The organism is Cyanobium sp. Tous-M-B4 (assembly GCF_024345395.1).
Classification (GTDB): domain Bacteria; phylum Cyanobacteriota; class Cyanobacteriia; order PCC-6307; family Cyanobiaceae; genus Cyanobium_A.
Map to the genome: position 1 here is coordinate 13,547 of NZ_JAGQBA010000002.1, position 25,296 is coordinate 38,842.

The 25,296-nt window shown below is 66.3% G+C and carries 27 protein-coding genes and 1 tRNA gene; 20 read left to right on the forward strand and 8 right to left on the reverse strand.

Annotation, left to right across the window (positions count from 1 at the left end):
- Positions 1-55: 55 nt before the first annotated feature.
- A complete protein-coding gene (gene cobI, locus KBY73_RS03110) occupies positions 56-808 on the forward strand; it encodes a precorrin-2 C(20)-methyltransferase (RefSeq protein ID WP_254935655.1) in 753 nt (250 codons plus the stop codon).
- A gap of 56 nt (positions 809-864) precedes the next feature.
- A complete protein-coding gene (locus tag KBY73_RS03115; RefSeq protein ID WP_254935656.1) occupies positions 865-1,647 on the forward strand; it encodes a DUF4079 domain-containing protein in 783 nt (260 codons plus the stop codon).
- Here the strand turns inward: KBY73_RS03115 and KBY73_RS03120 are convergent.
- Positions 1,535-3,613 carry a glycosyltransferase gene (locus KBY73_RS03120; protein WP_254935657.1) on the reverse strand — a complete coding sequence of 693 codons (2,079 nt, stop codon included), beginning with the start codon at positions 3,611-3,613 and terminating at the stop codon, positions 1,535-1,537. The genes KBY73_RS03115 and KBY73_RS03120 overlap by 113 nt on opposite strands.
- Positions 3,610-4,614 carry a tRNA dihydrouridine synthase DusB gene (gene dusB, locus KBY73_RS03125; RefSeq protein WP_254935658.1) on the reverse strand — a complete coding sequence of 335 codons (1,005 nt, stop codon included), beginning with the start codon at positions 4,612-4,614 and terminating at the stop codon, positions 3,610-3,612. Before dusB ends, KBY73_RS03120 begins: the two co-directional genes overlap by 4 nt.
- A gap of 28 nt (positions 4,615-4,642) precedes the next feature.
- Between dusB and KBY73_RS03130 the strand changes: the two genes are divergently transcribed.
- The 7 genes from KBY73_RS03130 (at position 4,643) to proC (ending at position 9,897) form a co-directional block, all read left to right on the forward strand.
- Positions 4,643-5,122 (forward strand): DUF1823 family protein, encoded by a 480-nt coding sequence (locus KBY73_RS03130; protein ID WP_254935659.1) that lies wholly within the window; start codon positions 4,643-4,645, stop codon positions 5,120-5,122.
- Positions 5,123-5,181: 59 nt separating this feature from the next.
- A complete protein-coding gene (gene der / locus KBY73_RS03135) occupies positions 5,182-6,546 on the forward strand; it encodes a ribosome biogenesis GTPase Der (RefSeq protein ID WP_254935660.1) in 1,365 nt (454 codons plus the stop codon).
- Positions 6,547-6,559: 13 nt separating this feature from the next.
- Positions 6,560-7,492 (forward strand): CbiQ family ECF transporter T component, encoded by a 933-nt coding sequence (locus KBY73_RS03140; protein WP_254935661.1) that lies wholly within the window; start codon positions 6,560-6,562, stop codon positions 7,490-7,492.
- A gap of 51 nt (positions 7,493-7,543) precedes the next feature.
- On the forward strand, positions 7,544-7,810 hold the full coding sequence (locus tag KBY73_RS03145) for a PipX family protein (RefSeq protein ID WP_106502177.1): 267 nt from the start codon (positions 7,544-7,546) through the stop codon (positions 7,808-7,810).
- Entirely contained in the window at positions 7,755-8,453 is a 699-nt protein-coding gene (locus KBY73_RS03150) for a YggS family pyridoxal phosphate-dependent enzyme (RefSeq protein WP_396096489.1), read from the forward strand. The genes KBY73_RS03145 and KBY73_RS03150 overlap by 56 nt, the downstream gene beginning before the upstream one ends.
- Positions 8,454-8,546: 93 nt before the next feature.
- Positions 8,547-9,098: a cell division protein SepF gene (locus KBY73_RS03155; protein ID WP_254935663.1), complete on the forward strand. Its 552-nt coding sequence runs from the start codon at positions 8,547-8,549 to the stop codon at positions 9,096-9,098.
- 7 nt (positions 9,099-9,105) lie between these two features.
- Entirely contained in the window at positions 9,106-9,897 is a 792-nt protein-coding gene (proC, locus tag KBY73_RS03160) for a pyrroline-5-carboxylate reductase (protein WP_254935664.1), read from the forward strand.
- Between the two features lie 84 nt (positions 9,898-9,981).
- On the opposite strand, the gene plsY is transcribed toward proC, so the two are convergent.
- Genes plsY through KBY73_RS03185 form a run of 5 tightly spaced genes read right to left on the reverse strand, consistent with a single transcriptional unit; the run spans position 9,982 to position 14,098 of the window.
- Positions 9,982-10,581: a glycerol-3-phosphate 1-O-acyltransferase PlsY gene (gene plsY / locus KBY73_RS03165; protein ID WP_396096676.1), complete on the reverse strand. Its 600-nt coding sequence runs from the start codon at positions 10,579-10,581 to the stop codon at positions 9,982-9,984.
- Between the two features lie 50 nt (positions 10,582-10,631).
- Positions 10,632-11,546, reverse strand: coding sequence for a DUF3086 domain-containing protein (locus KBY73_RS03170; RefSeq protein ID WP_254935666.1), 915 nt, complete (start codon positions 11,544-11,546; stop codon positions 10,632-10,634).
- Complete coding sequence (locus KBY73_RS03175; RefSeq protein ID WP_254935667.1) at positions 11,539-11,973, reverse strand: DUF3119 family protein; 435 nt, start codon at positions 11,971-11,973, stop codon at positions 11,539-11,541. Before KBY73_RS03175 ends, KBY73_RS03170 begins: the two co-directional genes overlap by 8 nt.
- The gene (locus tag KBY73_RS03180) at positions 11,973-12,719 is read right to left on the reverse strand and encodes an ABC transporter permease (protein WP_254936191.1); all 747 of its coding nucleotides are present in this window, start codon (positions 12,717-12,719) and stop codon (positions 11,973-11,975) included. The genes KBY73_RS03175 and KBY73_RS03180 overlap by 1 nt, the downstream gene beginning before the upstream one ends.
- Positions 12,720-12,733: 14 nt before the next feature.
- Positions 12,734-14,098, reverse strand: coding sequence for an MFS transporter (locus KBY73_RS03185; protein WP_254935668.1), 1,365 nt, complete (start codon positions 14,096-14,098; stop codon positions 12,734-12,736).
- Between the two features lie 98 nt (positions 14,099-14,196).
- On the opposite strand from KBY73_RS03185, the gene KBY73_RS03190 reads away from it, so the two are divergent.
- Positions 14,197-14,267 (forward strand) — tRNA-Gly (locus KBY73_RS03190).
- A 2-nt stretch (positions 14,268-14,269) separates the two neighbouring features.
- On the opposite strand, the gene KBY73_RS03195 is transcribed toward KBY73_RS03190, so the two are convergent.
- Entirely contained in the window at positions 14,270-16,336 is a 2,067-nt protein-coding gene (locus KBY73_RS03195) for a glycogen-debranching protein (RefSeq protein WP_254936192.1), read from the reverse strand.
- Between the two features lie 193 nt (positions 16,337-16,529).
- Between KBY73_RS03195 and KBY73_RS03200 the strand changes: the two genes are divergently transcribed.
- The 10 genes from KBY73_RS03200 (at position 16,530) to KBY73_RS03245 (ending at position 25,290) form a co-directional block, all read left to right on the forward strand.
- A complete protein-coding gene (locus KBY73_RS03200; RefSeq protein WP_254935669.1) occupies positions 16,530-17,210 on the forward strand; it encodes an MBL fold metallo-hydrolase in 681 nt (226 codons plus the stop codon).
- Between the two features lie 192 nt (positions 17,211-17,402).
- Positions 17,403-17,678 (forward strand): HU family DNA-binding protein, encoded by a 276-nt coding sequence (locus tag KBY73_RS03205; RefSeq protein ID WP_006911342.1) that lies wholly within the window; start codon positions 17,403-17,405, stop codon positions 17,676-17,678.
- A 103-nt stretch (positions 17,679-17,781) separates the two neighbouring features.
- Positions 17,782-18,738 carry a tRNA glutamyl-Q(34) synthetase GluQRS gene (gluQRS, locus tag KBY73_RS03210; RefSeq protein ID WP_254935670.1) on the forward strand — a complete coding sequence of 319 codons (957 nt, stop codon included), beginning with the start codon at positions 17,782-17,784 and terminating at the stop codon, positions 18,736-18,738.
- A gap of 469 nt (positions 18,739-19,207) precedes the next feature.
- The gene (locus tag KBY73_RS03215) at positions 19,208-19,474 is read left to right on the forward strand and encodes a hypothetical protein (protein ID WP_254935671.1); all 267 of its coding nucleotides are present in this window, start codon (positions 19,208-19,210) and stop codon (positions 19,472-19,474) included.
- Positions 19,458-19,847 carry an NAD(P)H-dependent oxidoreductase subunit E gene (locus KBY73_RS03220; protein ID WP_254935672.1) on the forward strand — a complete coding sequence of 130 codons (390 nt, stop codon included), beginning with the start codon at positions 19,458-19,460 and terminating at the stop codon, positions 19,845-19,847. The genes KBY73_RS03215 and KBY73_RS03220 overlap by 17 nt, the downstream gene beginning before the upstream one ends.
- Positions 19,844-21,328 (forward strand): NuoF family protein, encoded by a 1,485-nt coding sequence (locus tag KBY73_RS03225; RefSeq protein ID WP_254935673.1) that lies wholly within the window; start codon positions 19,844-19,846, stop codon positions 21,326-21,328. Before KBY73_RS03220 ends, KBY73_RS03225 begins: the two co-directional genes overlap by 4 nt.
- A complete protein-coding gene (hoxU, locus tag KBY73_RS03230) occupies positions 21,325-22,056 on the forward strand; it encodes a bidirectional hydrogenase complex protein HoxU (protein WP_254935674.1) in 732 nt (243 codons plus the stop codon). Before KBY73_RS03225 ends, hoxU begins: the two co-directional genes overlap by 4 nt.
- Entirely contained in the window at positions 22,053-22,637 is a 585-nt protein-coding gene (locus KBY73_RS03235; protein WP_254935675.1) for an oxidoreductase, read from the forward strand. The genes hoxU and KBY73_RS03235 overlap by 4 nt, the downstream gene beginning before the upstream one ends.
- 97 nt (positions 22,638-22,734) lie before the next feature.
- Positions 22,735-23,739 carry a DUF6929 family protein gene (locus KBY73_RS03240; protein ID WP_254935676.1) on the forward strand — a complete coding sequence of 335 codons (1,005 nt, stop codon included), beginning with the start codon at positions 22,735-22,737 and terminating at the stop codon, positions 23,737-23,739.
- An 87-nt stretch (positions 23,740-23,826) separates the two neighbouring features.
- Complete coding sequence (locus tag KBY73_RS03245) at positions 23,827-25,290, forward strand: Ni/Fe hydrogenase subunit alpha (protein ID WP_254935677.1); 1,464 nt, start codon at positions 23,827-23,829, stop codon at positions 25,288-25,290.
- Positions 25,291-25,296: the final 6 nt, after the last annotated feature.

The window sequence follows — 25,296 nt, forward strand, 5'->3', positions numbered from 1 at the left end:
TTAGAAAGGCTGCAGCAGCAGGCCCGTTGTGTTTTCGGCAGAATCTCCGGGAGTCTTGGCGCCGGTGGCAGGCCTCACCCTGGTAGGGGTTGGCCCCGGTGATCCTCAACTGCTCACCGTGGCGGCGGTGCGGGCCATTGGGGCCGCGGCGGTGGTCGCCTACCCGGTGGCCCGGCTCGAGGCGGAGGGAATGGCGGCCCAGATCGCCGCCCCCTGGATTAGCCCCGAGCAACGGCGCCTACCGCTGCTGTTTCCGATGGTGAGCGAGGCGGATCCGCGCCGCCAGGCCTGGCATGCCGCAGCTGCTGCCCTGGCCGCAGAAGTGGCTGCTGGCCAGGCTGTGGTGCTGCTGTGCGAGGGAGACGCCTCCCTCTATGCCAGCGCCTCCTACGCCCTGTTGGCCCTGGCGGAGCGCCATCCCAGCTGTCCGGTGGCGGTGATCCCCGGCATCACGGCGGTGGCCGCGGCCGCGGCGGCCGCCTCCTCCCAGGGGTTGCCCTGGCCCCTAGCCCTGCAGCAGGAGGCCCTGCTGATCCGCCCCACCCCGGAAACCTCCAGGGAACTGGAGGCCCTGCTGGAGCACGCTGCCGGGGAGGGCACGGTCTTGGCCCTGCTGAAGCTCGGGCACCGTTGGGCCTGGGTGCGACCCCTGCTGGAGGCCCGGGGGCTGCTGGCCGGCAGCCTGTTTGCCCAGCGCGTGGGCTGGCCCGACCAGCTGCTGGCGGCGGCGGCCGCGGTGCCCGCCGAGGAGCAGCCCTACTTTTCGCTGCTGTTGATCCGTCAGGGCTGGCCGGACGTGTTGCCCTGATGCTGTAGACGGGCCACGCCGTTCTGACCAGACTCAACCTGATCGCCCACGGCAGCATGACCCCGATCGACTGGTTGGCCCTGGTGCATCCGGTGCTGATCATCCTGTTCGTCTACCCGGTGGTGGGGGCGACGATCCGGCTTGGATTGCTGGCGCGGGAGCGGCGGCTTGGCCAGAGCAAGCAGCCGGTGGCCGTGCCGAAGGAACATGCCGACCATGGGCGTTGGCTGACGGCCGGCGTGGTGGTTGCGGTGTTGATCGCGCTGCTGTTTTCGTTTCTCAACCGCTGGTTCGATCCGGCTGCCGCCTTCCCTGGAGGCGCGGGGCGGCTAGTGCTGTTGTTGCTGGTGGCCCTGGGTTGCGTGCTTGCCCTCCTGGCCCTGTGGCACGTGCGTCTCCCGGCCCTGAGGGCCACCTTTGCCCTGTTGCTCTGGGCGGGTCTGTTGGGCCTGGGCAGCCAACCGGAGATCTGGCGCGTCAGTGACAACCCCTTCAGCGCAGGGTTTTGGGGGTCCCATTACTGGAGTGGCTCCCTCCTCGTCGGTCTGCTGTTGTTCGCGATGGCGGCCCGTCCGGAGATCCAGCGCTCACCCCGCATGCGGCGGTTGCATGTGAGCGCCAATGTGCTGGTGGCAGTGTTGCTGGCGGTGCAAGGCATCACCGGCAGCCGCGACCTGCTGGAGATCCCCCTCAGCTGGCAGAAACCGGCGATCTATGCCTGCGACTTCACGGCCCGCCGCTGTCCCCAGGGTCAGGCGCAGGGTCTGGATGGAGGGCCTGGTTCACCAGGCTTCGCCGTCCCGCTTGCGGTGGTGGGGGCGGCCAGGGCAGTTGGCTGAGCACTGCCAGCAGGGCCAGCCATTCCGGCGGAGCCTGCCGATCGGGCCAGGCCCCCGCCCTGCTGAACAACCAGCGGCGCAGGGCGAGCAGACCTTGGGAATCGCTTGGATCCCAGTCCACGCTCAGTGGCGGGCCGATCGGCCTGGTCAGCGATGACAGCGGAGCTTCCGCCAGAGGCTTCAGGGCCAGGGCCGGAACGCCGCTGGCACCCCCGGCGGCACTTGCGAACACAAGTCGCCAACCCGCTCCCCCTGGCCAGGGCTTCGGACACTCCAGATCGGCGCCACGCTCACTGATGGCCGTCAGCTGGGCGTGGCGACGCTGGCCCGTGGGCCCGAGCAGCTGAACGTCGAGGCGCAGGCCCAGCCAGGGGGTGGGATCGGGGCAGGGCCGATCCCAGCAGACCCGCAGGGCCACCAGCAGGCCCAGCAGATTCAATCCCGCCCAGGCCAGCCCCAGGCTCTGGCCAGGGCTGATCGGGCCGGCCAGCACGGCCCGGATCAAGGCTCCGAGGTTCAGTCCATTGAGCAGCAGGAGGGCGAGCAGGGGCAGGCCCAGCACGGGGGCGATGCCGCCGCGCTCGCGCACCCGGTGTTTGGGGGTGATGCGGAAGGGTTGCACTCGGCCCCAGAGGCTGAGCAGCACCGTGGTGGCGAGGGGCACCGTCAGGGCCCAGCCGGGCAATTCGGCCAGCAGGGCATGGCGGCTGCCGCGGTTGAGCCAACCCACACTCAGCAACAGGGCCAGCCAGAGGGGGAGGAGGCGCTCCACAAGGGCCTCCGCGGTGACATGCACGGGCAGTACCCCCAGCAGGCCGAGGCTGAGGGGCATCAGCAGCAGCACCAGCCGGGGCACGGTGTTGAACCAGTGCAGTCCGCCTTCGAGGAAGGCCAGGCGTTGATGCCATTGCAATCCGGCCACCCGCAGGGGCCCTTGCGGGAGCCGCAGGGCCTGAAGGGTTCCGGCGGCCCAGCGCTGCCGTTGCCGCACGAAATCGTGCATGCTCTCGGCGGCCAGGCCGGCACTGAGCTTTTCGCTCAGGTACTTCAGTTGCCAGCCTTGGCCCATCAAGGCAACGCCGGTGACGAAGTCTTCTGAGATGGCGGCCTCCACGAACCCTCCCACCGATGCGAGGGCTGCCCTGCGGACCACAAACGAGGTGCCGGCGCACACCACCGCGTCCCAGGCGCTGCGCACGGGCTCAATCCAGCGGTAGAAGCTCTCTTCGTCGGGCAGCAACCAGCGTTCCAGCCCCAGGTTGCGCATCACCGGATCGGCGTTGAAGAAACACTGGGGGGTTTGTACCAGGCCCACAGCCGGGTCGAGCAGCAGCCCGATGGTGCGGTTGAGGAAATGCTGCTGGGGCACGAAGTCGGCATCGAACACCGCCACGAGGTCACCGGCGCCCAGGGCCAGGCCGGCGTTGAGATTGCCGGCTTTGGCATGCAGCCGCTGGGGCCGGTGGTGGTAGCGGCAGCCATGGGCCGCGGCGAGCGCTGCCACTTCTGGCCGCCCTGCGTCATCGAGGACCCACACCGTGCGCTGCGGATAAGAAAGGCTGCCGCAACCCACCAGGCAGCGCTCCAGCACGGGTAAGGGTTCACCGCAGGTGGGAATCAGCACATCCACCCAGGGCCGCCAGTCGCTGGCCTGCCAGCGGGCCTGGGCGGCATCGGCCTCGGCGCGGCCATCGCTGAAGCGGCGCCAGGCCAGCAGCAGCGGCAGCAGGCCGCTGAGCAGCAACCAGCCCTCCGCCAGCAGTAGCAGCACACTCAGGCTGGCCGCCAAGGGGCTGTTGAGGTTGAGGCTGGCCGTCACCCGCCAGTGCAGATAGCGCAGGCTGAACAGGGCCAGCAGCACCAGCAGGCTGCGGCGCATCCACAGGGGCCGGCTCGCTTCCGGGCGACGGCTGAGCCACAGGGGCCAGAGCAGCAGCAGCCAGGGGAGCCAGAGCTCCGCAGTCATTCCAGGCCCGCTGCAGCGTTCTCAAGCAACGCTAGGGCGGTTTCCGGCGTGGGGGCCAGCATCAGGGCATGGCGCAACTGTGGTGCGCCTGGGAAGCCGTTGCAGGTCCAGCCCATGTGCTTGCGAGCGATCAGCAGGCCGTGGTCGCCCTTGGCCGCCACCAGGGCCTGCAGCTGCTCCGCCGCCAGGGCGAGGCGCTCGAGGGCGCCGGGGGTGGCTGGGATCGGCCGGCCGCTGAGGGCCGCATCGAGCTGGCCCACCAGCCAGGGGGCGCCCATGGTGCCGCGGCCCACCATCACCCCATCGGCGCCCGTTTGCTCCAGGCAGCGCACCGCATCCTCGGGGCTGTTGATGTCGCCATTGGCGATCACCGGGATCGTCAGCGCCGCCTTCACCGCAGCGATCGCGGCCCAGTCGGCCTGACCCTTGAAGCCCTGTTCGCGGCTGCGGCCGTGCAAGGTGAGCAGCTGGGCACCTGCATTTTCGAGCCGCTGGCACCAGCTCACCGCATCGCTGCCATCGCACCAGCCCAGCCGCGTTTTCACCGTCACCGGGAGAGCTACGGCCGCGGCCACACTTGCCACCAGGCGGGCCGCCAGCTCGGGATCGCGGATTAGGCCGCTACCGCCGCCTTTCTTGGCGATCTTCTTCACCGGGCAGCCCATATTGATGTCGATCAGAAAGGCGCCGGCGGCCTCGGCCCGCTTGGCCGCCTCGGCCATGGCGGCGGGCCGGTAATCAAACAGCTGCACACCGATCGGGCCGCTTTCCTCAGCCAGCTCCTCCACCTTCTGCAGCCCGAAGCCCAGCTCCAGGCTGGTGGCGTTCACCATCTCGGTAAACAGCAGGGCGTCGGGGGCCCAGCGCCGCACCAGGCCGCGAAAAATCCGATCGCTCACCCCCGCGAGAGGCGACTGCAGCACCCGGCAGCGCAGAGCGCGGGATGTGCCGTTGCCAGAGAGCTGCAGGGGAGAAGCTGTGATCGGTGAAGCAGTGATCATGGTGATCCGATTGTGATGCTTCAGGCCGATGGCTTCCGCTCAGGCCGCCCCCGCTGCCGTGCCCTACCCCTTGAGCCGAGAGTTGCTGGAGGCGGTGCTGGCCGACCGCACCAGCGATCGCTTCGTGTGTGAGCTGATCTGGCCGCGCCTGGGATATGAGCTGAATGGCTCCGGCACTTGGAGCGCCGGCCCGGCTACCAGCGCTGGCTGGCGGGAGTCCTTCCCCCTTGAACCCCAGTTCATCGCCGAGCGGCCGCCGGCCGTGGCGCTCACCCGCTCGATCGCCAAGGAGCACAAGCAGCTGCTCAAGCAGCAGCTGGGTTTTGCGGGCTACACGATCGGCGAGCTCTACCCGCGCCGCACCCGCCGCGCCACCGCCGTGAACTGGCTGCTGGCCCACCTGGCGGAGCGTGATGAAGCCCTGCCGGAGAGCGGGCCGCTGCCGCAGCTGTTGGCGGCGCCGGCTGATCCGGTGCTGGGGCATGCAGGCGACCTGCCCATCACCTGATGGCTGAGGTTTAGGTCTCTCTGTAGGGTCAATACAGGACAGACGTAGGAATACCTCCATTGGCCTTACCGGTCGTTGCCATTATTGGCCGCCCCAACGTGGGCAAATCCACCCTGGTGAACCGGCTCTGCCGCAGCCGCGAAGCGATCGTGCACGACACGCCCGGCGTGACGCGGGATCGCACCTATCAAGAGGGCTACTGGGCCGATCGCACCTTCCGGGTGGTCGACACCGGCGGCTTGGTGTTTGACGACGACAGCGAGTTTCTGCCGGAGATTCGCGAGCAGGCAAACCTGGCCCTGGCCGAGGCGGCCGTGGCCCTGGTTGTTGTTGATGGTCAGCTGGGTTGCACCGCCGCCGACCAGTCGATTGCCGAGTGGCTGCGGGGCCAGGGGGTTCCCACCATGCTCGCAGTGAATAAGTGCGAGTCGCCCGATGCGGGCCTGGCCATGGCGGCCGAGTTTTGGGGCCTGGGCCTGGGCGAGCCCTTCCCGATTTCGGCGATTCACGGTGCCGGCACCGGCGACCTGCTCGACAAGGTGGTGAGTTACTTGCCCCCCACCGAAGAAGACGAGGGCGAAGAGCCGATTCAGCTGGCGATCATCGGCCGGCCCAATGTGGGCAAATCCAGCCTGCTCAATGCGGTGTGCGGTGAAAACCGGGCGATCGTCAGCCCGATTCGGGGCACCACCCGCGACACGATCGACACCACGATCGAGCGGGAGGGCAAAACCTGGAAGCTGCTCGATACGGCCGGCATCCGCCGCCGCCGTTCGGTGAGCTACGGCCCCGAATACTTCGGCATCAGCCGCAGCTTCAAGGCGATCGAGCGCTCCGATGTGTGCGTGCTGGTGATTGACGCCCTCGATGGCGTCACCGAGCAAGACCAGCGCCTGGCTGGCCGCATCGAAGAGGACGGCCGAGCCTGCGTGGTGGTGGTGAATAAGTGGGATGCCATTGAAAAAGACAGCCACACCATGCCGGCGATGGAGAAGGAGCTCCGCGCCAAGCTCTATTTCCTCGACTGGGCGCCGATGCTGTTCACCTCTGCCCTCAGCGGCCAGCGGGTGCAGGCGATCTTCCCCCTGGCCCTGCTGGCGGTGGAGCAGCACCGCCGCCGCGTCACCACTTCGGTGGTGAATGAGGTGCTCACCGAAGCGCTCAGCTGGCGCACGCCGCCCACCAGCCGTGGTGGCCGCCAGGGCCGCCTCTACTACGGCACCCAGGTGGCGGTGCGGCCCCCCAGCTTCACGTTGTTTGTCAATGAGCCGAGGCTCTTTGGTGAAACCTATCGCCGCTATGTGGAGCGTCAGATCCGTGAGGGCCTGGGCTTTGAGGGCACGCCGATCAAGCTGTTCTGGCGCGGTAAGCAGCAGCGCGATGCTGAGAAGGAGCTGGCCCGCAGCCAGACTCGTGGGCGCTAGGGCCTGCGCTTAGGTGGATTTTTTACGCCAGATCCCCATCGGCCAATTTGCCGCCCCGGATCCGGCGGAGGCGGCCACGGGTGGCAGCTGGTTGCGCCGGCTTGATCCGCGCCTGAAGTTGGCCTGGAGTCTGATTTTTTTAGTAACGCCGATCCTGGCAGGACCGCTCTGGCGTCTCAGCCTGGTGGGCTTGTTGCTGCTGATTACCGCCGCTAGCGGGCTCAGCTGGCGGCTATGGCGCCGCAGCGTGCCGCTGCTACTGGCCCTGGCCCTATTGGTGGGTGCCCTAGCGGCCCTGCTGCCGGCGGGCACGGCGGCACCCGCAGCCCTGCAGCGGCCGCCGGCGGAGTTGCGGCTCCAGCCCGGCCCCCCTGGTAGCCCGCCGCCAGAGCGAGCCGGCACCCCCTGGGTGCTGCTGCGCGCTGGCCCCCTACTGGTGACCCGACGTTCAGCTGAGCTGGGCCTCAACGGCGCCACGCTGCTATTCACCCTGGTGCACAGCGCCAACCTGCTGCTGCTAAGCACCTCCCCCGAACAGTTGGTGTGGGCGATCAGCTGGCTGCTGGCGCCCTTGGCCCGGCTGGGCCTGCCGGTGGAGCGGCTTGGCTTCACCCTGCTACTGGCCCTGCGCTTCCTGCCCCTGGTGCAGGAGGAGTTGCAAAACCTGTTGCGATCTATTGCAACCCGCGCCGTGAATTTCAAGCAGCTGGGCTGGAAGGGGGGCTTGGCTTTGGTGCTGGCCCTGGGAGAGCGGCTGCTGGCCAATGTGTTGCTGCGCGCCGAGCAGGGAGCTGAGGCGCTGCTGGCCCGCGGCGGGGTCTGGCTGCCGCCCGACCAGCTGCTGCGACCAGCAGTTGCGGGGCGGGGCTTGGGCCTGCTCAACGCCACGGCGGCGGGCTTGCTGCTGCTGATGCTCCTGCTGCGTTGGAAAGTCGGTGACCTTTAATGGCCAAGTTCGACCGCATCGGTGAGCAGCGCATTGACGAGCAGCGCATTTGTGAGTCCGGAGCGCTACCTCAACCATCCCACCTTCGGGATGCTCTATCGGGTGGCGGCGGTTTCCGAAGGCCGGGATCTGTTCGCCACCCTCTATGCCCAGCGCATTTTTTTCGTCGTCACCCTGCAGCCCCGTGGCGCCACCTTTGAGGTGGTGCCGCTGATGGATGCTCGCCACTTTGCTGAGCAAAATCTGGTGCGCTCCCGCCGCGATGGTCCCGAGGCCCACGCCCATTGGCGTCAGTTGTTTGATCAGACCTTCATCTGAATCCTTGGCCGGGAGACTGGCCGCCCTCCAGGCCGAGCTGCCGCCAGGCTGCCGCCTGTTGGCGGTGAGCAAGGGTCAGCCCGCTGATCGGATCCGCGAAGCGGTGGCCGCCGGCCAGCGCAGCTTTGGTGAAAGTCGCCTGCAGGAGGCGGTGCTCAAGCAGGCCGAGCTGGCCGATCTGGCGCCCCTCGACTGGCATTTCATCGGTCGGCTGCAGGCCAATAAGGCCCGGGGTGTGGTGCGCCACTTCGGCACCATCCACTCCCTCGACAGCCTTGAGCTGGCTAGGCGCCTGGCCCGCATCGCCGCCGAGGAGCAGCGCCAGCCGGCGGTGTTTTTTCAGGTGAAATTTCGCCCCGATCCCGCCAAGACCGGCTTTGAGCCCGCTGAGCTCTGCCAGCACTGGCCCGAGCTGGCTGGCTTAGCCCCCCTGCAGCCCTTGGGCCTGATGACCCTGGCGCCCCTGGGCCTGGGCGAGGCCGAGCGCCGGGCCCTGTTTGGTGAGTGCGACGCCCTGGCGACGCAGCTGGGCCTGCCGGAGCGCTCGATGGGTATGAGTGGCGACTGGCCCGAGGCGGCTGCGGCTGGCAGCACCTGGGTTCGCATTGGTAGCGGCCTGTTTGGCCCTCGCCAAATTCATTAATTCCTCCACAAGGTGCCAATCTCCGCTTGAAAGCCTTGCCGCGATTGGTGTGGGACGCTATTCAGGTAGAAAGCAACCTGTGAGGTTCAGTTCGTGTCGTTGTTTTCCCGTCTGCGTGCCGTTGTCTCAGGAGACGACTATCTCGATGGCGACTACGACGATGAGCTCGATTACGACGGCGGCGAGCAGCCTGAGCCGAGCTACACCAGTCGTTCTAGCGCTCTAGCCCTGAGTTCCGATTTCAGCGCTGACGATCCTTTTGCCGGCACCAACGTGATCGGCATGCCCGGCCTTTCCACGGCCGTTGCCGAGGTGACCCTGATGGAGCCGCGCAGCTTCGATGAAATGCCCCGCGCCATTCAGGCCCTGCGCGAGCGCAAGACCGTGATCCTCAACCTCACGATGATGGAGCCCGATCAGGCCCAGCGCGCCGTGGATTTTGTGGCAGGCGGCACCTTCGCTATTGACGGCCACCAGGAGCGGGTGGGTGAAAGCATTTTTCTGTTTGCGCCTAGCTGCGTCACGGTGACCAACGCCACCAGCGACGAGGCCTCTTCGCCCACGATCGTGAGCCGCGAGATCAGCGAGCCCCAGCAGGACGTGGCCCCCAGCCCGGCCTGGGGCCGCCAGGACGCCGCCATTTAGGCCGGTTGTGACGCCAACCTTCGGCGTAGTGGGCCTGGGCCGTATGGCCCAGGCTTTGCTGTTTCCCCTGCTGGAAGCAGGTCTGGTGCAGCGCGAGGGTGTGCGGGCAGTTGTCGCCAGCGAAGCCTCGGCCGCCTGCCTGGCCCAAGCCCACGGTTTGGCCGTGGCTACTGATGCAGCTGCAGCCTGGTCTGCGCCGGTGGTGTTGCTGGCGGTCAAGCCCCAGCAGCTCGAGGCCGTGGCACCGGCGGCGGCTGGTGGTTCGGGCGGACTGCTGATCTCCGTGCTCGCCGGGGTCACCCTGGCGCGGCTGCAGCGTTTGTTTCCCGGCTGGCAGTGCGTGCGCGCCGTGCCAAATACCCCGGCCCTGGTGCGGGCGGGCCTCACGGGCCTGGCCTTTGGCGCCGAGGTGCCCTCAGACCAGCGCCGCTGGGTGCAGCAGCTCTTCGCCCAGGTGGGCGAGGTGCACGAGCTGCCTGAAGCCCAGCTCGATGCCTTTCTGGCGCTCACCTCATCTGGGCCCGCCTTTGTGGCGGTGGTAGCCGAAGCCTTGGCCGATGGCGCTGTTGCTGCCGGCTTGCCGAGGCTCCTAGCCCAGCGGCTGGCTCACCGCACCCTGGCTGGCAGCGCCGCCATGCTGGAGGAGCGCGATCTCCATCCTGGCCAGCTCAAGGACATGGTGAGCTCCCCGGCTGGTACCACCATCGCCGGTCTGCGTCAGCTGGAAAAAGCTGGCCTGCGCTCAGCCTTGATCGAGGCCGTGCTGGCTGCTGCCCAGCGCAGCCGCGAGCTGGCCTGAACGCGAGCTTGGGGTCTCGATCAGTCCTGGTCTCGATCAATCCTGGTCTCGATCAATCCTTGTCTTGATCAGACCTTGTCTTGATCAGTCCTTGGAAGCCCCCAGTCTGGGTTCGGTGCCGGCTAGCAGCCTTTTGATGTTGCTGCGGTGGCGCCACAGCACCAGCACGGTGGTGAGCAGGGCCAGGCCCAGGTATGGCCAGCGCAGACCCAGCCCCTGATCAGCAAACCAGCCCAGCATCAGCAGGGGCAGGGCCAGCGCCGCCACGACGCTGGATAGGGACACGATGCGGCTGAGGCTGAGCACGGCCAAGAAGATGCCGAAGCAGGCCAGCCCCACCGGCCAGGTGAGCCCCAGCAACATCCCCAGGCCGGTGGCCACCGCCTTGCCACCCTTCCAGCCCAGCCACACCGGCCAAATGTGGCCAGCCAGCGCCGCTAGGCCAGCCAGTACTACGCCAACGCCAAAGGGGTCGAGCAGGGTCTTGGCCAGCAGCACGGCGGCGGCGCCTTTGAGCACATCCACTAAGAACACCGCCAGGGCCGGCCCCTTGCCGACCACCCGCAGCACGTTGGTGGCACCGGTGGAGCCGGAACCCTCGCGGCGGATGTCGAGGCCAGCCAGCCAGCGCCCCGCCAGGTAACCGCTGGGGATTGAGCCGAGCAGGTAGCCGGCGATCAGCATGGCCAAAGTGAGCAGGGTCACGGCTGTTGGGAGGGTCACGGTGGCTGGGGTTAATAGGTTTCGTCGGCCATAAGTTCGCCGGGGCCGGCCGCGAAGACCAACCAGAGCGGAAACTGCAGGATTGGGATCTCGATTACCGGCTCGCCCGCATCCACCACGATGAAGGGCAGCTCGCCCCGCTCTTCGAGGCGGTCGGCCCGCTCCACCAGGGCATCGGCCCGCTCAAACAGGACGATGCCGCTGCTGGGTCCGAAATCCTCGCGGGAAAGGCCCAGGCAGTCCTGCAGGCCGCGGCGCCACTCCCCCAGACGCTCCGGTTGGCTGGCCAGCACCAGGGTTTGGAAGCGCTCGCCATAGAGTTCGCCGAGGATGGCGATGGCGGCGGCGGCCACCAGGGCATTGCGGCTGCGGCTGCCGCAGCTGGGCTGGGCGCCCCTGCCCCCCTGGCCCAGGAACCAGTCGTCGAGCAGGGCGGCTCCGCTGGCATCCAGGCTGCGGCGCAGCTGCCAGGGATCGGCGTAGAAGTCGGGCTGGCCGCCAAAGCGCGCAAGGCGCTCGCGAATCAGGACTTCGTCTGGGCCGAACAGCCCCGCGGCCGCTACAGCCGCTAGGGGTTGGCTGGCTACGGGGGTGCTGCTGATCTGGTCGAGGGGGGAGGGCTGCACCAGCACCTGCTGGGGCACCAGTTCCACCTGCTCGGCGGCCACGGCGAGATCCTGCAGGGCTCCCACCAGGTAGTCCTGGAAGCCCTTGAGCCGCCTGGCCACCCCATCGGCCTGACCTGCAAAGCTCGCTTCGATCTCTTTTTGGATCTGGCCGCGGCGCGCTTCCAGCTCGCGGATCTCCTCGAGCAGGGCCGTGCGCTGCTGCTGCAGCTCCGTAAGGGCCAGCTCCTGCCAGGGTGCTGCTGAGGGGGGCTCGGGGCTGGCAGGGGTGGGGGAAGCCTGGCTGGGGTCGTCAGACATCGCTTGGGGAATCGGGAGGTGCGGCGGGGGGAAGCTGGCTCAGGTGCTGCTCCAGCTGCTGGCGCAGGCTGGTTGCATCAAAGAGCACGGGCAGGAAGTGGATGCTGCCCTGTTCACGGAAATAAAACAGCACCGGCAGCCCCGGCCAAAAGATCGTCCAGCTCAGCCATTCTTGGTAGGGGAAGCGGCGCAGCAGGGTCTGCTGACGCCACACCAGCAGGGCATCGCCGCCAAATTCCAGCCGCAGCAGGCGGGTTTGTAGCAGCAGAAACAAACCGAACACCGCTACGACCAGGCTGAGCCAGATGGCCCCAGCCCACAGCGGCGTTAGGGCCAGAGCTGCCAGTCCCAGGCCAATCACGCCAAGGGCTACTCCGTAGGCGGGTTCGAGGACTACGCCGCTAGTGCCGGGGGCAGGGGAGGTCATCAGGTGAATAGCAGCGAGGTGAGCAGGGCGTCCATCAGGGCGACTGTGACCAGGATCATGACCACGGCGCCGGTGGTGCTGGTGCCCACCTCCTTGGGACCACCCCGGGTGGTTAGTCCCCAGCCGCAGGCGATCACAGCTATCTGCAGCCCGAATACCAGGGCTTTGAGCAGCATCGAGGGCAGGTCGTCGGGCTCCATCCAGGTGCGCACCGAGCTCCAGAACACCGCCGGGGGGATGTTGTAGAGCAGCGTGCTGCTCACCTGGCCCGACCAGATCCCCACCCAGAAGAACAGCAGGCATTGCACCGGCGCCATGATCACCATCGCTACTACCCGGGGCACCACCAAGTACTCCACGGGGTCGGTGCGCAGCATCGTGATCGCGTCGATCTGCTCAGTCACCTTCATGGTGCCGATCTGGGCCGCATAGGCAGTGGCCACCTTGCCGGTGAGCAGGGTGGCGGTGAGCAGTGGCGCGATCTCCCGTGATAGCCCCAGGGCCAATAGACCGCCCACCGTGGCGCTGGCGCCCTGTTTGGAGAGTTCCGCAGCCACCTGGATGTTGAACACGGTGCCTGCAGCCAAGGCCGTGATCAGCACGATCAGGAAGCTGCCGGGGCCGGCTTCCATCAGCTCTTGCATCAGATCGTTGAAGCCGATGCGCCCCTTGGCGATGGCGCTCACCGCCTGGCCGCCAACCAGCAGGCTGGCTCCTAGGCGCCGCAGCCAGCGCGGTGTTGTCAGCCAGGCGGGGCGCTTCATGGCTGGCGGTGCAGGCCTTTCTCCGGCCAGCGTCGCATCACCAGCAGGCCAGCGGTGATCAGCACGGCCGGAATCAAGCCCATGCATAGGCGGATGGTGGTGAGGGCAGTAGTGGGCTGGGCCAGTCCCTGGGCGGCCTGATAGCCGCTGAGGCTCAAGCCGTTACCAAGGGCAAACACGGCCACACCGATGCCCAGTTTCTGGGTGATCACCATCCAGGCGGTGTAGAGCCCGGCCGGTTTGTCGGGGTCGGCATCGATTGCATCGGGCAATAGGGCCCAGGGGATCAGGTAGGCGGTGGAGGCCCCCAGGCCCGTAACCATGATCGTGAGCACCAGTAGGCCCAGGGAGATGCCATTGCTGAAGCTGCCCAGTGGGTCAGTGCTGCCATCGAGGGGCACCAGCAGGCTGGCTCCCAGGCAGCCGGCAATCCACAGCCCCGTGCCCCAGCGCAGGGCGCAGACGCGGCCGTGGCGCCCTGCCACCCGGCTCCACAGCTGCAGCCCCGCCAGGGCACTGAGCTGGAAGGGAATCAGGATCCAGGTGCTCCAGCTCTCCGGCAGCTGCATCACCACGGCCAGGAAAATCAGCGATACCGGCTGCATCAGCTGCAGGGCACACCAGAGCAGCAGGTAAAGCCCCAGCACCTTGAGAAAGCGAGGGTTGGCGGCAATGCGCTGCAGTTGGCGCCTGATCGGTTCCGGGTGGCCCGTAGGGCGCTGGCAGTTGCGGGCGAAGGGCGCTAAGCCCCAGCAGCACAGCAGGGTGAACACCGTGAGGACAATTCCGGACACCCAGCCCATACGGAGGTAGCCCTCCGCGCCCTGGCCCACCAGCAGGGCCCCCAGCACCAAGCCGGCTAATCCAGCCAGGATGGATCCGGTGAAGCGGCTGGCATTCAGCTGGGTGCGCAGTTGGGTGGAGCTGGTGAGCTCGGAGGCCAGGGCCGAGTAGGGCAGGTTGACGCAGGTGTACAGCCCCATGGCCACCAGCTGAATCGCCACCAAAATTGAGAACTTCTGCCAGTTCCCCCCCGGCGGCACCCACCACATCGCGACCAGCGCAAGGCCTAGGGGAAGGGCGCTGCCAGCCATCCAGGGCAGCCGCGGGCCCCAGGGGTGCTTGGTGTGGTCGCTGAGCCAGCCCACTAGGGGGTCGTTGATGCCATCCCACACCTTCAGCACCATCAGCACTAGGCCCGCCATCCAGGCCGGCAGCCCGGCCACACCGGTGTAAAAGACAAATAGGTAGAAGCCCAGCTGGGTGGCAGCCATGCCGGTGCCGATGTCGCCGAGGCCATAGCTCCACAGCAGGCGACGCCGGGCTGCCTGCCCCAAGCTTGGTTCTTCAGCTGTAATCATCGGGGCCGCTTGGGGCTTGGGGTGGGCAGGCCATAATGTCTGAGCTGGGTTACTTCGGTAACAGCATCAGGGCATGTGACTCGTACACGTGTACTGCCGCGGGCGTAGTTTAGTGGTAAAACCTCAGCCTTCCAAGCTGATGATGCGGGTTCGATTCCCGCCGCCCGCTCTTTAAAGCTTTCTGCCTTCCAGCAGCGGGGCCGCCACCAGCAGCATCAGGCTGCGGCTCTGCAGGGGTGCGCCGGCGGGTAGCCACGCCTCAGGCTGGGAAGGCAGGTCTTCGCCGGGGGGTAGGGCCGTGTCAATCACCCGCAGCCAGCCCTGGCGGCAGCTGGGCAGCTCAAAGTGCATCGCCTTGCTGTAGGCGTTCATGCCGCACCAAACCAAGGGGCCCTGGTGACTGTCATTGAGGCTCCAGGCCAGGGTGTGGGACCAGCTCGCCCAGTCCGGGCTTGCTAATTCGACACCGTGCCACTGGCGCCAGAGGTGGCCGCGATCGCCGCTGCGCCTTTGGGGTTTGTCATCAAGGGGCAGCTCGGGGTTGAACAGCCCGGCCAGATGGGCCCGCAATTGCAGCAGGCGTTGCAGAAACAGGCGCAGGGCCAGGTCGCCAGTATCTGGTTGCCAGTGCATCCAGCCGAGGGGGTTGTTCTGGCACCAGGTGTTGTTGTTGCCGCCCTGGCTGCGGCGCACCTCATCGCCCATCAACAGCATTGGCACTCCCGGTGCGAGCAGCAGGCTTGTGAGCAGATTGCGCAGCTGACGCTCGCGCAGGGCCGTGATGGCGGAATCGGAGCTGGGGCCCTCCACACCGTGGTTCCAGGTGTTGTTGTGGTTGTCGCCGTCGCGGTTGTCCTCGCCGTTGGCCAGGTTGTGCTTGCCGTTGAAGCTCACCAGATCGGCCAGGGTGAAGCCGTCGTGGGCGGTCAGGAAGGTGATGCACTGACCTGGATGCACCGGCGTGTTGGTGAAAAGGTCTGGGCTGCCACTGAGGCGCTGGGCCATGGTCCAGCAGGTTTTTTCATCACCCTTCCAGAAGCGACGCAGGTCGTCGCGGAAGCGACCGTTCCAGGTGGCCACCCGGCGGGCGGGGAAGTCGGCGAGGCGATAAAGGCCACCGCAGTCCCAGGGTTCGCTGATCAGTTTCAGGTCGCTGAGGTCCGGGTCGGCCTCCATGTCCTCGAATAAGGGCGGCGAGTCCAGGGGGGCCAGGTTGTCGCCGCGACTGAGGGCGATGCCCAGGTCGAAGCGGAAGCCATCAATGCCCAGCTCCGTGGCCCAGCAGCGCAGCGATTCCAGGATCAGCCGCCGCACCAGCGGCCGATTGGCCGCAATGGTGTTGCCGCAGCCGCTCACATCTTGGTAATCGCCTTTGGCGCTCTGCTGGTAGTAAAGGCGGTCGCAGAAACCGCGCCAGCTGAGGGTGGGCCCATCCTGATTGCCCTCGGTGGTGTGGTTGTAGACCACATCCAGCAGTACTTCGATGCCGGCCCGGTGGCAGGCGGTCACCAGTTGCCGCACCTGGTCGCGGCCGCTGAGCGGGTCATCGCCCACCAGATAGTCGGGATGGGGCGCCATCCAGCTCAAGGGGCTGTAGCCCCAATAGTTGTGGCGTCCGGCCGGGGCGTCGTTGGGATCGAAGGCCATCACCGGCAGCAGCTCGATGGTGGTGATGCCCAGATCCTTCAGGTAGGGAATGGTGGGGATCAGCCCAAGCAAGCTGCCGTGCAGCTGGGCCGGCACGGGACAACCCGGGCCCTGGGTGAAGCCACCCACGTGCATTTCGTAGACGACGCTCTTCTGCCAGCTGTGACGCGGCCGGGGGGCGTGATGGAAATCAAAGCGGTCGCGCTCGGTTACCACTCCCTTGAGGCAGTGGCCGGTGTTGGGTGCCGCCCCAACGGCGCCGCCACGCTGATAGCTCTGCCAGCCGGCGATCGCTCGGGCACAGGGGTCGAGCAGCACCTTGGACGGATTGAAGCCATGGCCGCCCGGCTGCAACGGCCCAAATGCCCGGTAGCCGTAACAGCTGCCCAGGCCCAGACCCTCCACCTCCACATGCCAGTGATCAGCAGAGCGGTGCCGCTGGTCCAGTTCCACCACCCGCGCTGGTTCGCTCGCCTCGCCATCAGCGAACAGCAGCAGCTCGATCCGGGTAGCTAGAGGGGCCACCACCGAAAAATTGACGCCCCGGACGGTGAGGCTTGCCCCAAGCGGCCAGGGGTGGCCGATGTGAATCCCTTGGTGGTGATTCGGCGGCGGAGCTAGCTCAGGACTGTTGAATTGGACCGTCAAGGGGCCGAGCCTGCTGCAATGACGCTAGGCGCGAATCTGGTCTGGGGCAGCAGGCAGTTGCCTGCGGTGACCGTCTCCGGACGGATTGGGCTCCACCCCTTGCCCTGCCATTGCCCGCGCCACCTGCTTAAACAAGTTGACCCAGTTGACCCAACCCCCCGAATCCGGCCGGCCGCCCCAGCAGGTGCGCCCTGGTCTGTGGCTGTTCGCCCCCAGCCGCGATAGCCAGGGGGGAAGCAGCTGGCTGCTGGAGGCGTCTGCCTATGGAGGTAGCGGAGATCTGCTGGTGGATTGTCCGGGATTCACTGAAGCAAATCTGGCAATGTTGCGCCAGCGCACTGAGCTGGTGGGGCCAGGCAGGATCGTGCTCACTAGCCGCGAGGGCCACGGCCGCTGCCGGCGCTGGCAGGAGGCCCTGGGCTGGTCTGTGCTGGTGCAGGAGCAGGAGGCCTATCTGCTGCCGGGTGTGCAGGGGTGTACCAGCTTTGGCGAGCAGCTAACCCTGGCGCCTGGGGTCCAACTGCTCTGGACCCCAGGGCCCACGCCGGGCTCCTGCGTGCTGCTGGTGCGTGCTGGAGCAGTCGATGGCCTGTTTTGTGGGCGCTTGCTGCTACCAACCGGACCAGCTGCGTTGGCGCCCTTGCGCACGGCGCGCACCTTCCATTGGCCCCGCCAGCTGGCCAGTTTGGAGCGGCTGCGCAGCTGGTTGCCGGCCGGCTCTCCCGACTGGATCGCCAGTGGTGGCGGGCTTGGTGCCCTGCGGGGCGACAAGCTCGTTCATGGGGGGGCGGAGCTGCTAGCTGGGATCGTCTTTTGAGCCATTTGGGGCCTTCCTGGACCCCCCATGTGGGGAAATTGTCACGAAAACCGTTGCGGCAGAGCACTTCTGTGTTGCAGCAGCGTCCAGAGCCCCATACCATTGGCGCGCTCATCTCAGGGCCGGTCGGGGTTCTCCGACTCGCCACCTTTCGTCGCAACCCGACCGCCACCCCCGAGGCTTCCTATTCCCATGAACAAAGCTGATCTCGTCAACCTCGTTGCCGCCCGCACCGAGCTCACTAAGACCGACGTCTCCCAAGTCGTCGACGCCGCCATCGAAACCATCATCGACTCGGTCGTGGAAGGCAAGAAGGTGTCAATCCTGGGCTTCGGCTCCTTCGAGCCCCGTGAGCGCTCTGCCCGCCAGGGTCTGAACCCCAAGACCGGCGAGAAGATCAAGATCCCCGCTAAGCGGGTGCCTGCCTTCACCGCCGGCAAGATGTTCAAAGACCGCGTCCAGGGCTGATCTGGTTTCAGGTAATACCTGTCATGGCGGCCCCTAGGGGCCGCTTTTTTTGTGCCCACGGCAGAGTGGACCCCTGAGTGATGCTTCCCCCCTGCTGGCTGCTGTGCCGCTGCCATCCCCCCTGCAGGCCCTGGTCGAGGCCGGCCTGGCCCAGCGCCAGCGGGGTTATCGCGGCCGTTTCGCCCCATCCCCCACCGGCGCTCTGCACCGCGGCAACCTGCGCACGGCCCTGCTGAGTTGGTTGCACGCTCGGCTGCGGGGGGGTGCCTGGTTGCTGCGCCTCGACGACCTCGACACGCCCCGCAATCGGGCCGGTGCTGAGACATCGATCCTGGCTGATCTGGCCTGGCTGGGTCTTGATTGGGACGGGCCGGTGCTGCGCCAGAGCGAGCGGCGCGGGCTCTATGCCACGGCCCTGTCAGCCCTGCGGCGCCATGGCTTGCTCTATCCCTGCCGCTGCAGTCGCCGCCTGCTGGCCCATATCTCTGCGCCCCACGGCGCTACTGCCGTGTATCCGGGTACCTGCCGGGCTGCCAGTGGCGGCTGGGGGCCGGAGCAGGGGCGGCTGCCCAGCTGGCGCTTGCGGTTGGAGCCCGGGCGCCTGCATTGGCTGGAGAGCTATGGCGCTCCTGGGGAGCTCGATGGGCCAGCGGCTGTTGGTGATGTGGTGTTGCGCCGGGCTGATGGTTACCTCGCTTATCACCTGGCCACGGCGGTGGATGAGCTGGTTTTGGGAATCAGCGATGTGGTGCGCGGTGACGACCTCTGGAGTGCCACTGGTTCCCAGGTGGCCGTGATGGCGGCCCTGGGCGCGGCCCCGCCCCGCTACGGCCATGTGCCGCTCTGGCGCGATGGCGGCGGGCACCGGCTCAGCAAGCGAGAGGGGGCCGAGGGGCTCGCCGGCTACCAGCAGCGCGGCATGGATGCAGCGGCAGTGGTGGGCCAGCTGGCAGCCAGCGCGGCTTTGGTGCCAGCGGGCAGCCGCCTTTCAGCCGCTGAATTACTGCAGCAACTCAGCTCAGAGCGGCTGGACCAGATCCTCCGCGGCGCTCAGGCTTAAGGAAGGTTTCGGGATCAAGTGGGGAAAAGCGCATCACACTGGCGGTTAGCGCTAAGTCCCCGAATGGGGACATTTCGATGACCTACTCCGACGGGCCCCTGCAGCGGTCAAGCCACGCAAATTCCTGCCGCTGTCAGCAATGCGGAGGCAGCGGCATGCTGCGTCTGGACGATCAGCGCTACCGCACCTGCCTTGATTGCTTAGGGCAGGGCAAGGTGCTGCAGGCCAGGGCTGCCACCACCGTCGCCGCCATTCTTCAAGGCAGGGCTGGGCTTCAGGTCAGCCTTTCTGCTTCTTCTTCCGCCAGATGAAAAAGGCTGCGGTAGCCACCACCACGGCTAGGGGCGCCGCAGTTAACAGCAGCAAAATCACGGCAGTCCAGTCCGTGTACATCGCTCAGAGGCCAAACCGGAGTCATCATCCCAGTAAGCCGTTCTGGTTGCCGATCCCCATGGCACGGATATCTCCCATGGCTCTGATATTTCGATCAGCCCTTGCAGTGGGGGCCATCAGCATTGGTTTGCTCCTGGGGCAGTCAAGCCGGGCCGGGGTGGAGTTTGACAATTGCCAGCCCACCGCCGATGGCGGCATCAGCTGCGATACCCGTCCCACCGGCAATACCCAGATGGATGACGAGGCGGCCCGCTTTGGACTCTTTAACGACGCCAGCCCCGGCTGGAGCGAGTTTGATCCCGATCAGGGCTTTGAGGACGACCTCGGTGGCAACGACACCTGATCGCCCCGGCTGCCATGCCCTGGACGCCTCGCTGATTGAACGCCTGCATGCTGTGCAGCAGCGGCATGGCTATCTGCCGCGGGCTGAGTTGCAGCAGCTGGCGGTTGCCATGCAGCGCCCCCTAAGCGATGTGATGGGGGTGGCCAGTTTTTATCACCTGTTTCGCCTTGTTCCCCCGCCATTGCACCGCTGTGTGGTGTGTCGTGGCACCGCCTGCTTTGTGCGGGGGGCGGAGCGGCTGGAGGCGGGCCTACGGCGGCGGGGGGTGGCGTTTGAGACCGCCAGTTGTGTGGGGGCCTGCGGCCAGGCACCGGTGCTGGTGATCGATGGCACTGTTGGTTACGGCGATCCCGGTGCGCTGCCAGAACAATGAAGGCGGCCATCTCCTGGCGCTGTTGTGATGCCACCTCCTGCCGGGCGGCGGGGGCAGCGGCCCTGCGGCATAGCTTGGTGGCCCAGCACGGGGCGGAGCGGGTGAAGTCGGTGGGCTGCCTGCGGCTGTGTGGTCAAGGTCCCCTCGCCGCCGCAGACCACGAAGATGGCCGCGTCGAGTTGTTTGGCGGCGTGGCCGCTGAGCGCCAGCTGGATCCGCAGCATCCCTTCTTCACCCTGCAGCGATCCGTGGTGCTGGAGCGCTGTGGCCTGGTGGACCCCGGCTGCCTCGAAGATGCCCTTGCCCAAGGCGCCTACGCGGCCCTCGCCGTCTGCCGGCAGCTGGCACCGAAAGCCGTGGTGGAGGAGCTGGAGCGCAGCGGGCTGCGGGGCCGCGGCGGGGCCGGCTATCCCACCGGCCGCAAATGGCAGTTGGTGGCGGCTCAGCCGGGCAGCAGCAAGGTGGTGGTGTGCAATGCCGATGAGGGCGACCCGGGTGCCTTCATGGACCGGGCCGTGCTGGAGGGCGATCCCCACCGGCTGCTGGAGGGCATGGCGATCGCAGCCCATGCCGTTGGTGCCAATGAAGGCTACATTTACGTGCGGGCCGAATACCCATTGGCCATTGAGCGGTTGCGCGGCGCCATCGCTGCTGCTGAGGCCAGGGGTCTGCTGGCGGGCTTCGCTATGCAGCTGCGCATCGGTGCCGGGGCCTACGTGTGCGGCGAGGAAACGGCTCTGCTGCATTCGATCGAGGGGGGGCGGGGCACGCCGCGGCCGCGGCCGCCCTATCCGGCGGTGTCGGGCTTGTGGGGCCTGCCCACCTTGATCAATAACGTTGAAACCTTTGCCGCCGTGCCGGCGATCTTGCGGCAGGGCGGCGCCTGGTATGGCGCCATGGGTACCGCCACCAGCAAGGGCACCAAGGTGTTTGCCCTCTCTGGTGCCATCACCCACACCGGCTTGATCGAGGTGGAGATGGGCACCAGCCTGCGCACCATCGTTGAAACGATGGGAGGAGGGGTGCCTGCTAACCCCAACGGCAGTCTCGGCGTGGTGAAGGCGGTGCAAACCGGTGGCCCCTCGGGCGGATGCGTGCCGGCGGCGCTGCTCGATACCCCGGTCGACTACGAGGGACTGCAGGCGCTGGGATCAATCATGGGTTCGGGCGGCATGGTGGTGATCGACGAGTCGCTGGCGATGCCTGAACTGGCCCGCTATTTCATGGGCTTCTGCGTGGCCGAGAGCTGCGGCAAGTGCCTGCCATGCCGGGCCGGCACGGTGCAGCTGGAGCAGCTGCTCGATCGCTTCGTGGAGCGGCGCGCCACCGGCGCGGATCTCGTGCAGCTCGAGCAGCTTTGCGGCATGGTCAAGGCCACCAGCCTTTGTGGGCTGGGCCAGTCGGCTCCCAATCCGGTGCTGAGCACCTTGCGCTTTTTTCGCGCTGAATATGAGGCGGCCATCGCCGGGGCTGGGCCATGACCCAGGCGTCACCCAGCATCACCCTGCAGATCAACGGCCAACCCTGCACGGTGGCGGCCGATGCAACGCTGCTGCAGGCGATCCGCAGCGCCGGTTTGCAAGTGCCCACCCTCTGTCACCTCGATGGCCTTACCCCCGTGGGGGCCTGCCGGCTTTGTTTGGTGGACCTTGAGGGCCACCCCAAACTCGAGCCGGCCTGCGTCACCACCGCAGCTGAAGGGATGGTGGTTCATACCCACACACCGGAGCTGGAGAGCTACCGGCGCATGGCGGTGGAGCTGTTCTTCGCAGAGGGAAATCATGTGTGTGCCTTCTGCGTGGCCAATGGCGCCTGCGAGCTGCAGGACGTGGCGGTGGAGGTGGGCATGGACCACTCCCGTTTCCCCTACCAGTACCCCAAGCGCCATGTCGACGCTTCCCACGCCCTATTTGGGCTAGATCACCACCGCTGCATTCTTTGCACCCGTTGCGTGCGGATGTGCGACGAGATCGAAGGGGCGCACGTATGGGATGTGGGCTACAGGGGCAGCGCCTGTTCGATCATTGCCGGCCTCGACCAGCCCTGGGGCGAGGTGGAAGCCTGCACCTCCTGCGGCAAGTGCGTGGATGCGTGCCCCACCGGCGCCCTGTTCCGTAAGCAGGACGCCACCGCCGAGAAGCAGCCCCACCCCGAGCGGGCCCAGCAGCTGGCTGAAGCGCGCACTGACCGCCGCTGGCACAACCAATGACCACTCCCCAGGTGCAACCCCCAAAGCTGCGATTTGCCACGGTGTGGCTGGCCGGCTGCAGCGGCTGCCATATGTCGTTCCTCGATCTTGATGAATGGCTCTTTGAGCTCGCCGCAGCGGTGGAGATCGTCTACTCACCGGTGGCGAGCGACATCAAGGTGTTTCCCGAGGGGGTGGATCTGTGCCTGGTGGAGGGGGCGGTGGCTAATGCCGACAACCTCGCGCTGGCGCTGCAGCTGCGGGCCCGCAGCAAGTTGGTGGTGTCCTTTGGTGATTGCGCCGTGAGCGCCAACGTGCCGGGCCTGCGCAACCTCTGGGCCGGAGTGGCTGGTGGCAGCCGCCAGAGCGTGCTGGAGCGCGGTTATGTGGAGCTGGCCGATCGCGGCGCCCAGCATCCCCACGCCCCCGGCATCGTGCCGGAGCTGCTGGAGCGAGTGCTGCCGCTGCATGAGGTGATTGCGGTCGATTACTTCCTGCCGGGTTGTCCGCCCTCGGCGGAGCGGATCCGGGAGTTTCTGGAAGACCTACTGCGCGGCGAGCGGCCGCAGCAGCAGGGCGCTGAGCAGCTGAGGTTTGGCTGAGGGCTGGCAGGTTTCCGGTTTAAGGCGACTGGTGCTGCGCCCAAGATGGAACAGAATTAGTTTGATTGGGACTGGATCTTTATATGGAATTGCCAGCATGAAAATCCTCCTGGTGGGTGCTCTGGCGATACTTGCGCTGACTTCAGGAGGTAAGGCCCGGGCTTCTGAAGCGAGGTTTGCGCTTGAGATCTCCACCCCCAAGCGTCTCCTGAATCTGCCTTCGGGATCCGCGGTGACTGCCCAGGGCGGGCGCTTCTGGGTTTTCGGTGACGATAGCCCTTGGGCCTACGAATTGGATAACAGTCTCTCCATTAAGGACAAACATCAACTGGGAACCTTCTCGCTGGACCCAGCCGGACGAATTGCTAAGCAGTTCAAGCCTGATTTGGAATCATCGGCGGCGATTCGGCTCAATGGATTCGATCATCAGGTGGTGCTCGGATCTGGTAGTGAGGCCGGTTTGCGGGAAAGGGGGTATCTGATCCGTGAGAACAGGGATGGCGCTGGTGGTGGGATTGGGTTTGAAGTCAAGGAATTTCAACTGGCTCCTCTTTATGCACAGCTGAAGAAGGTGGGAGGGCTTGATCGTCTAAATATTGAGGGCCTGATCGTGGCAGGTCCGCAAGTGCTGCTCTTGAATCGGGTTAACGCTGGTGGGAACATGATATTTGCGATACCCAAGGAAGAATTTATTGATTATGTTCAGGGCCGCCGCTCCAGTGTTGCGAGGCCTGAGGTCATTCCTGTCCGTTTGCCTGCTGTAGATGGTTTTGAGGCGGGTCTTTCGGGGGGTGAATACTGGCCTGAACGCGATAGTTTGGTCTACACAGCTTCTGTAGAGGCTACGGGAAATGCATATGCTGATGGCGCAGTGCTGGGTAGTTTTGTTGGAGTGATACCCCGGCGTAATTTGCGGTCAAACGTATTGCTTGACTTGGTGGATGCGGCCATCCCTCTCAGTCGAGATGGGCGCATTGTCTTGACCAAGGCCGAATCCATCGCTGTTGAGTCTGGGAGCCTGCGCAAGATCAAAGGAGTTATTGTTAGCGATAATGACGATGGTACTAGCGAATTCTTTTGGTATCAGCTCGTGGCTTATTAATGCTCTTTCTCTTATCTCTTCCTTGGTGTTTATCCATGTGCTTGGCGCCAGGGCCTGCGTACACAGCACTTCAAGTCTGACTAAGCCATGACCAGCACGATCACGATCGATCCGGTGACCCGCATCGAGGGCCACGCCAAGATCACCCTGCATCTCGATCAGTCGGGCCGGATCACTGATGCCCGCTTCCACGTGGTCGAGTATCGCGGCTTCGAAACCTTTTGTGAGGGCCGGCCCTTCACGGAAATGGCGGGTATTACGGCGCGCATCTGCGGCATCTGCCCGGTGAGCCACCTGCTGGCCGCGGCGAAAACCGGCGACAAGTTGCTGGCCGTGCAGCCGCCTGCGGCGGCCCGCAAGTTGCGGCGGCTGCTGAACCTGGCCCAGATCTGCCAAAGCCACTCCCTCTCGTTTTTTCACCTCAGCAGCCCCGATTTCCTGCTGGGTTGGGATAGCGATCCGGCCAAGCGCAACGTGTTTGGCCTGATGGCGGCCGATCCGGAGCTGGCCCGAGCCGGCATCCGCCTGCGCCAATTTGGCCAGCAGCTCATCGAGCAGCTGGCGGGCCGCAAGATCCATGCGGCTTGGGCGGTGCCCGGGGGCGTTCGCACGCCGATGACGCCTGAGACGGCGGCCTGGATCCATCAGCGCTTGCCCGAAGCCGAAGCCACGGTGCGGCTGGCCTTGGAGGTGTTTCAGCGCTTGCTGGATCAGCAGCTGGCTGAAGAGCAGCGAGTGTTTGGCACCTTCGACTCCCTGTTCATGGGCCTGGTGGACGACCAGGGTCAGTGGTCGTGCATCGATGGCCTGTTGCGGCTGGTGGACAGCAGCGGCGCCGTGGTGGCCGATGGCCTCTCAGAAGACGACTACGTCAGCTTCTTGGGCGAGGCGGTGGAGAGCTGGAGCTACCTGAAATTCCCTTATTACAAGCCCCTTGGCTATCCGGAGGGGATGTATCGAGTGGGCCCCCTGGCGCGCCTGAATGTGTGCGAGCGGATCGGCACCCCCTGGGCCGATGCCGAGCTGGCGGCCTTTCGCGCCCGCAACGGCACAACTGCCAGCGGCGGCAGGATTGCTAACTCGTCGTTTGCTTATCACCATGCCCGTCTGGTGGAGATCGTGGCTTGTCTGGAGGCGATCGGCCAGCTGGCGCAGGATCCCGAGCTGCAATCCCCCCACGTGCGCAGCCATGCCAGCCTCAACGCCAACGAGGCGGTTGGGGTGAGCGAGGCGCCCCGGGGCACGTTGTTCCACCACTACCGGGTAGATGACGACGGCCTAATCACCCGGGTGAACCTGATCATCGCCACCGGCCAAAACAACCTGGCGATGAACCGCACCGTGGCTCAGATCGCCCGCCACTACCTCGGCCCCGCGCCACTTGCCGAGGGCGCCGAAATCCCTGAGGCCCTGCTCAACCGGGTGGAGGCGGGCATCCGCTGCTTTGATCCCTGCCTGAGCTGCAGCACCCATGCAGCCGGTCAGATGCCGCTGCGAATAGAGCTTGTGGATGCCACTGGGCGGCGGTTAGCGGAGCGTGTGCGGGATTAAGGGGGC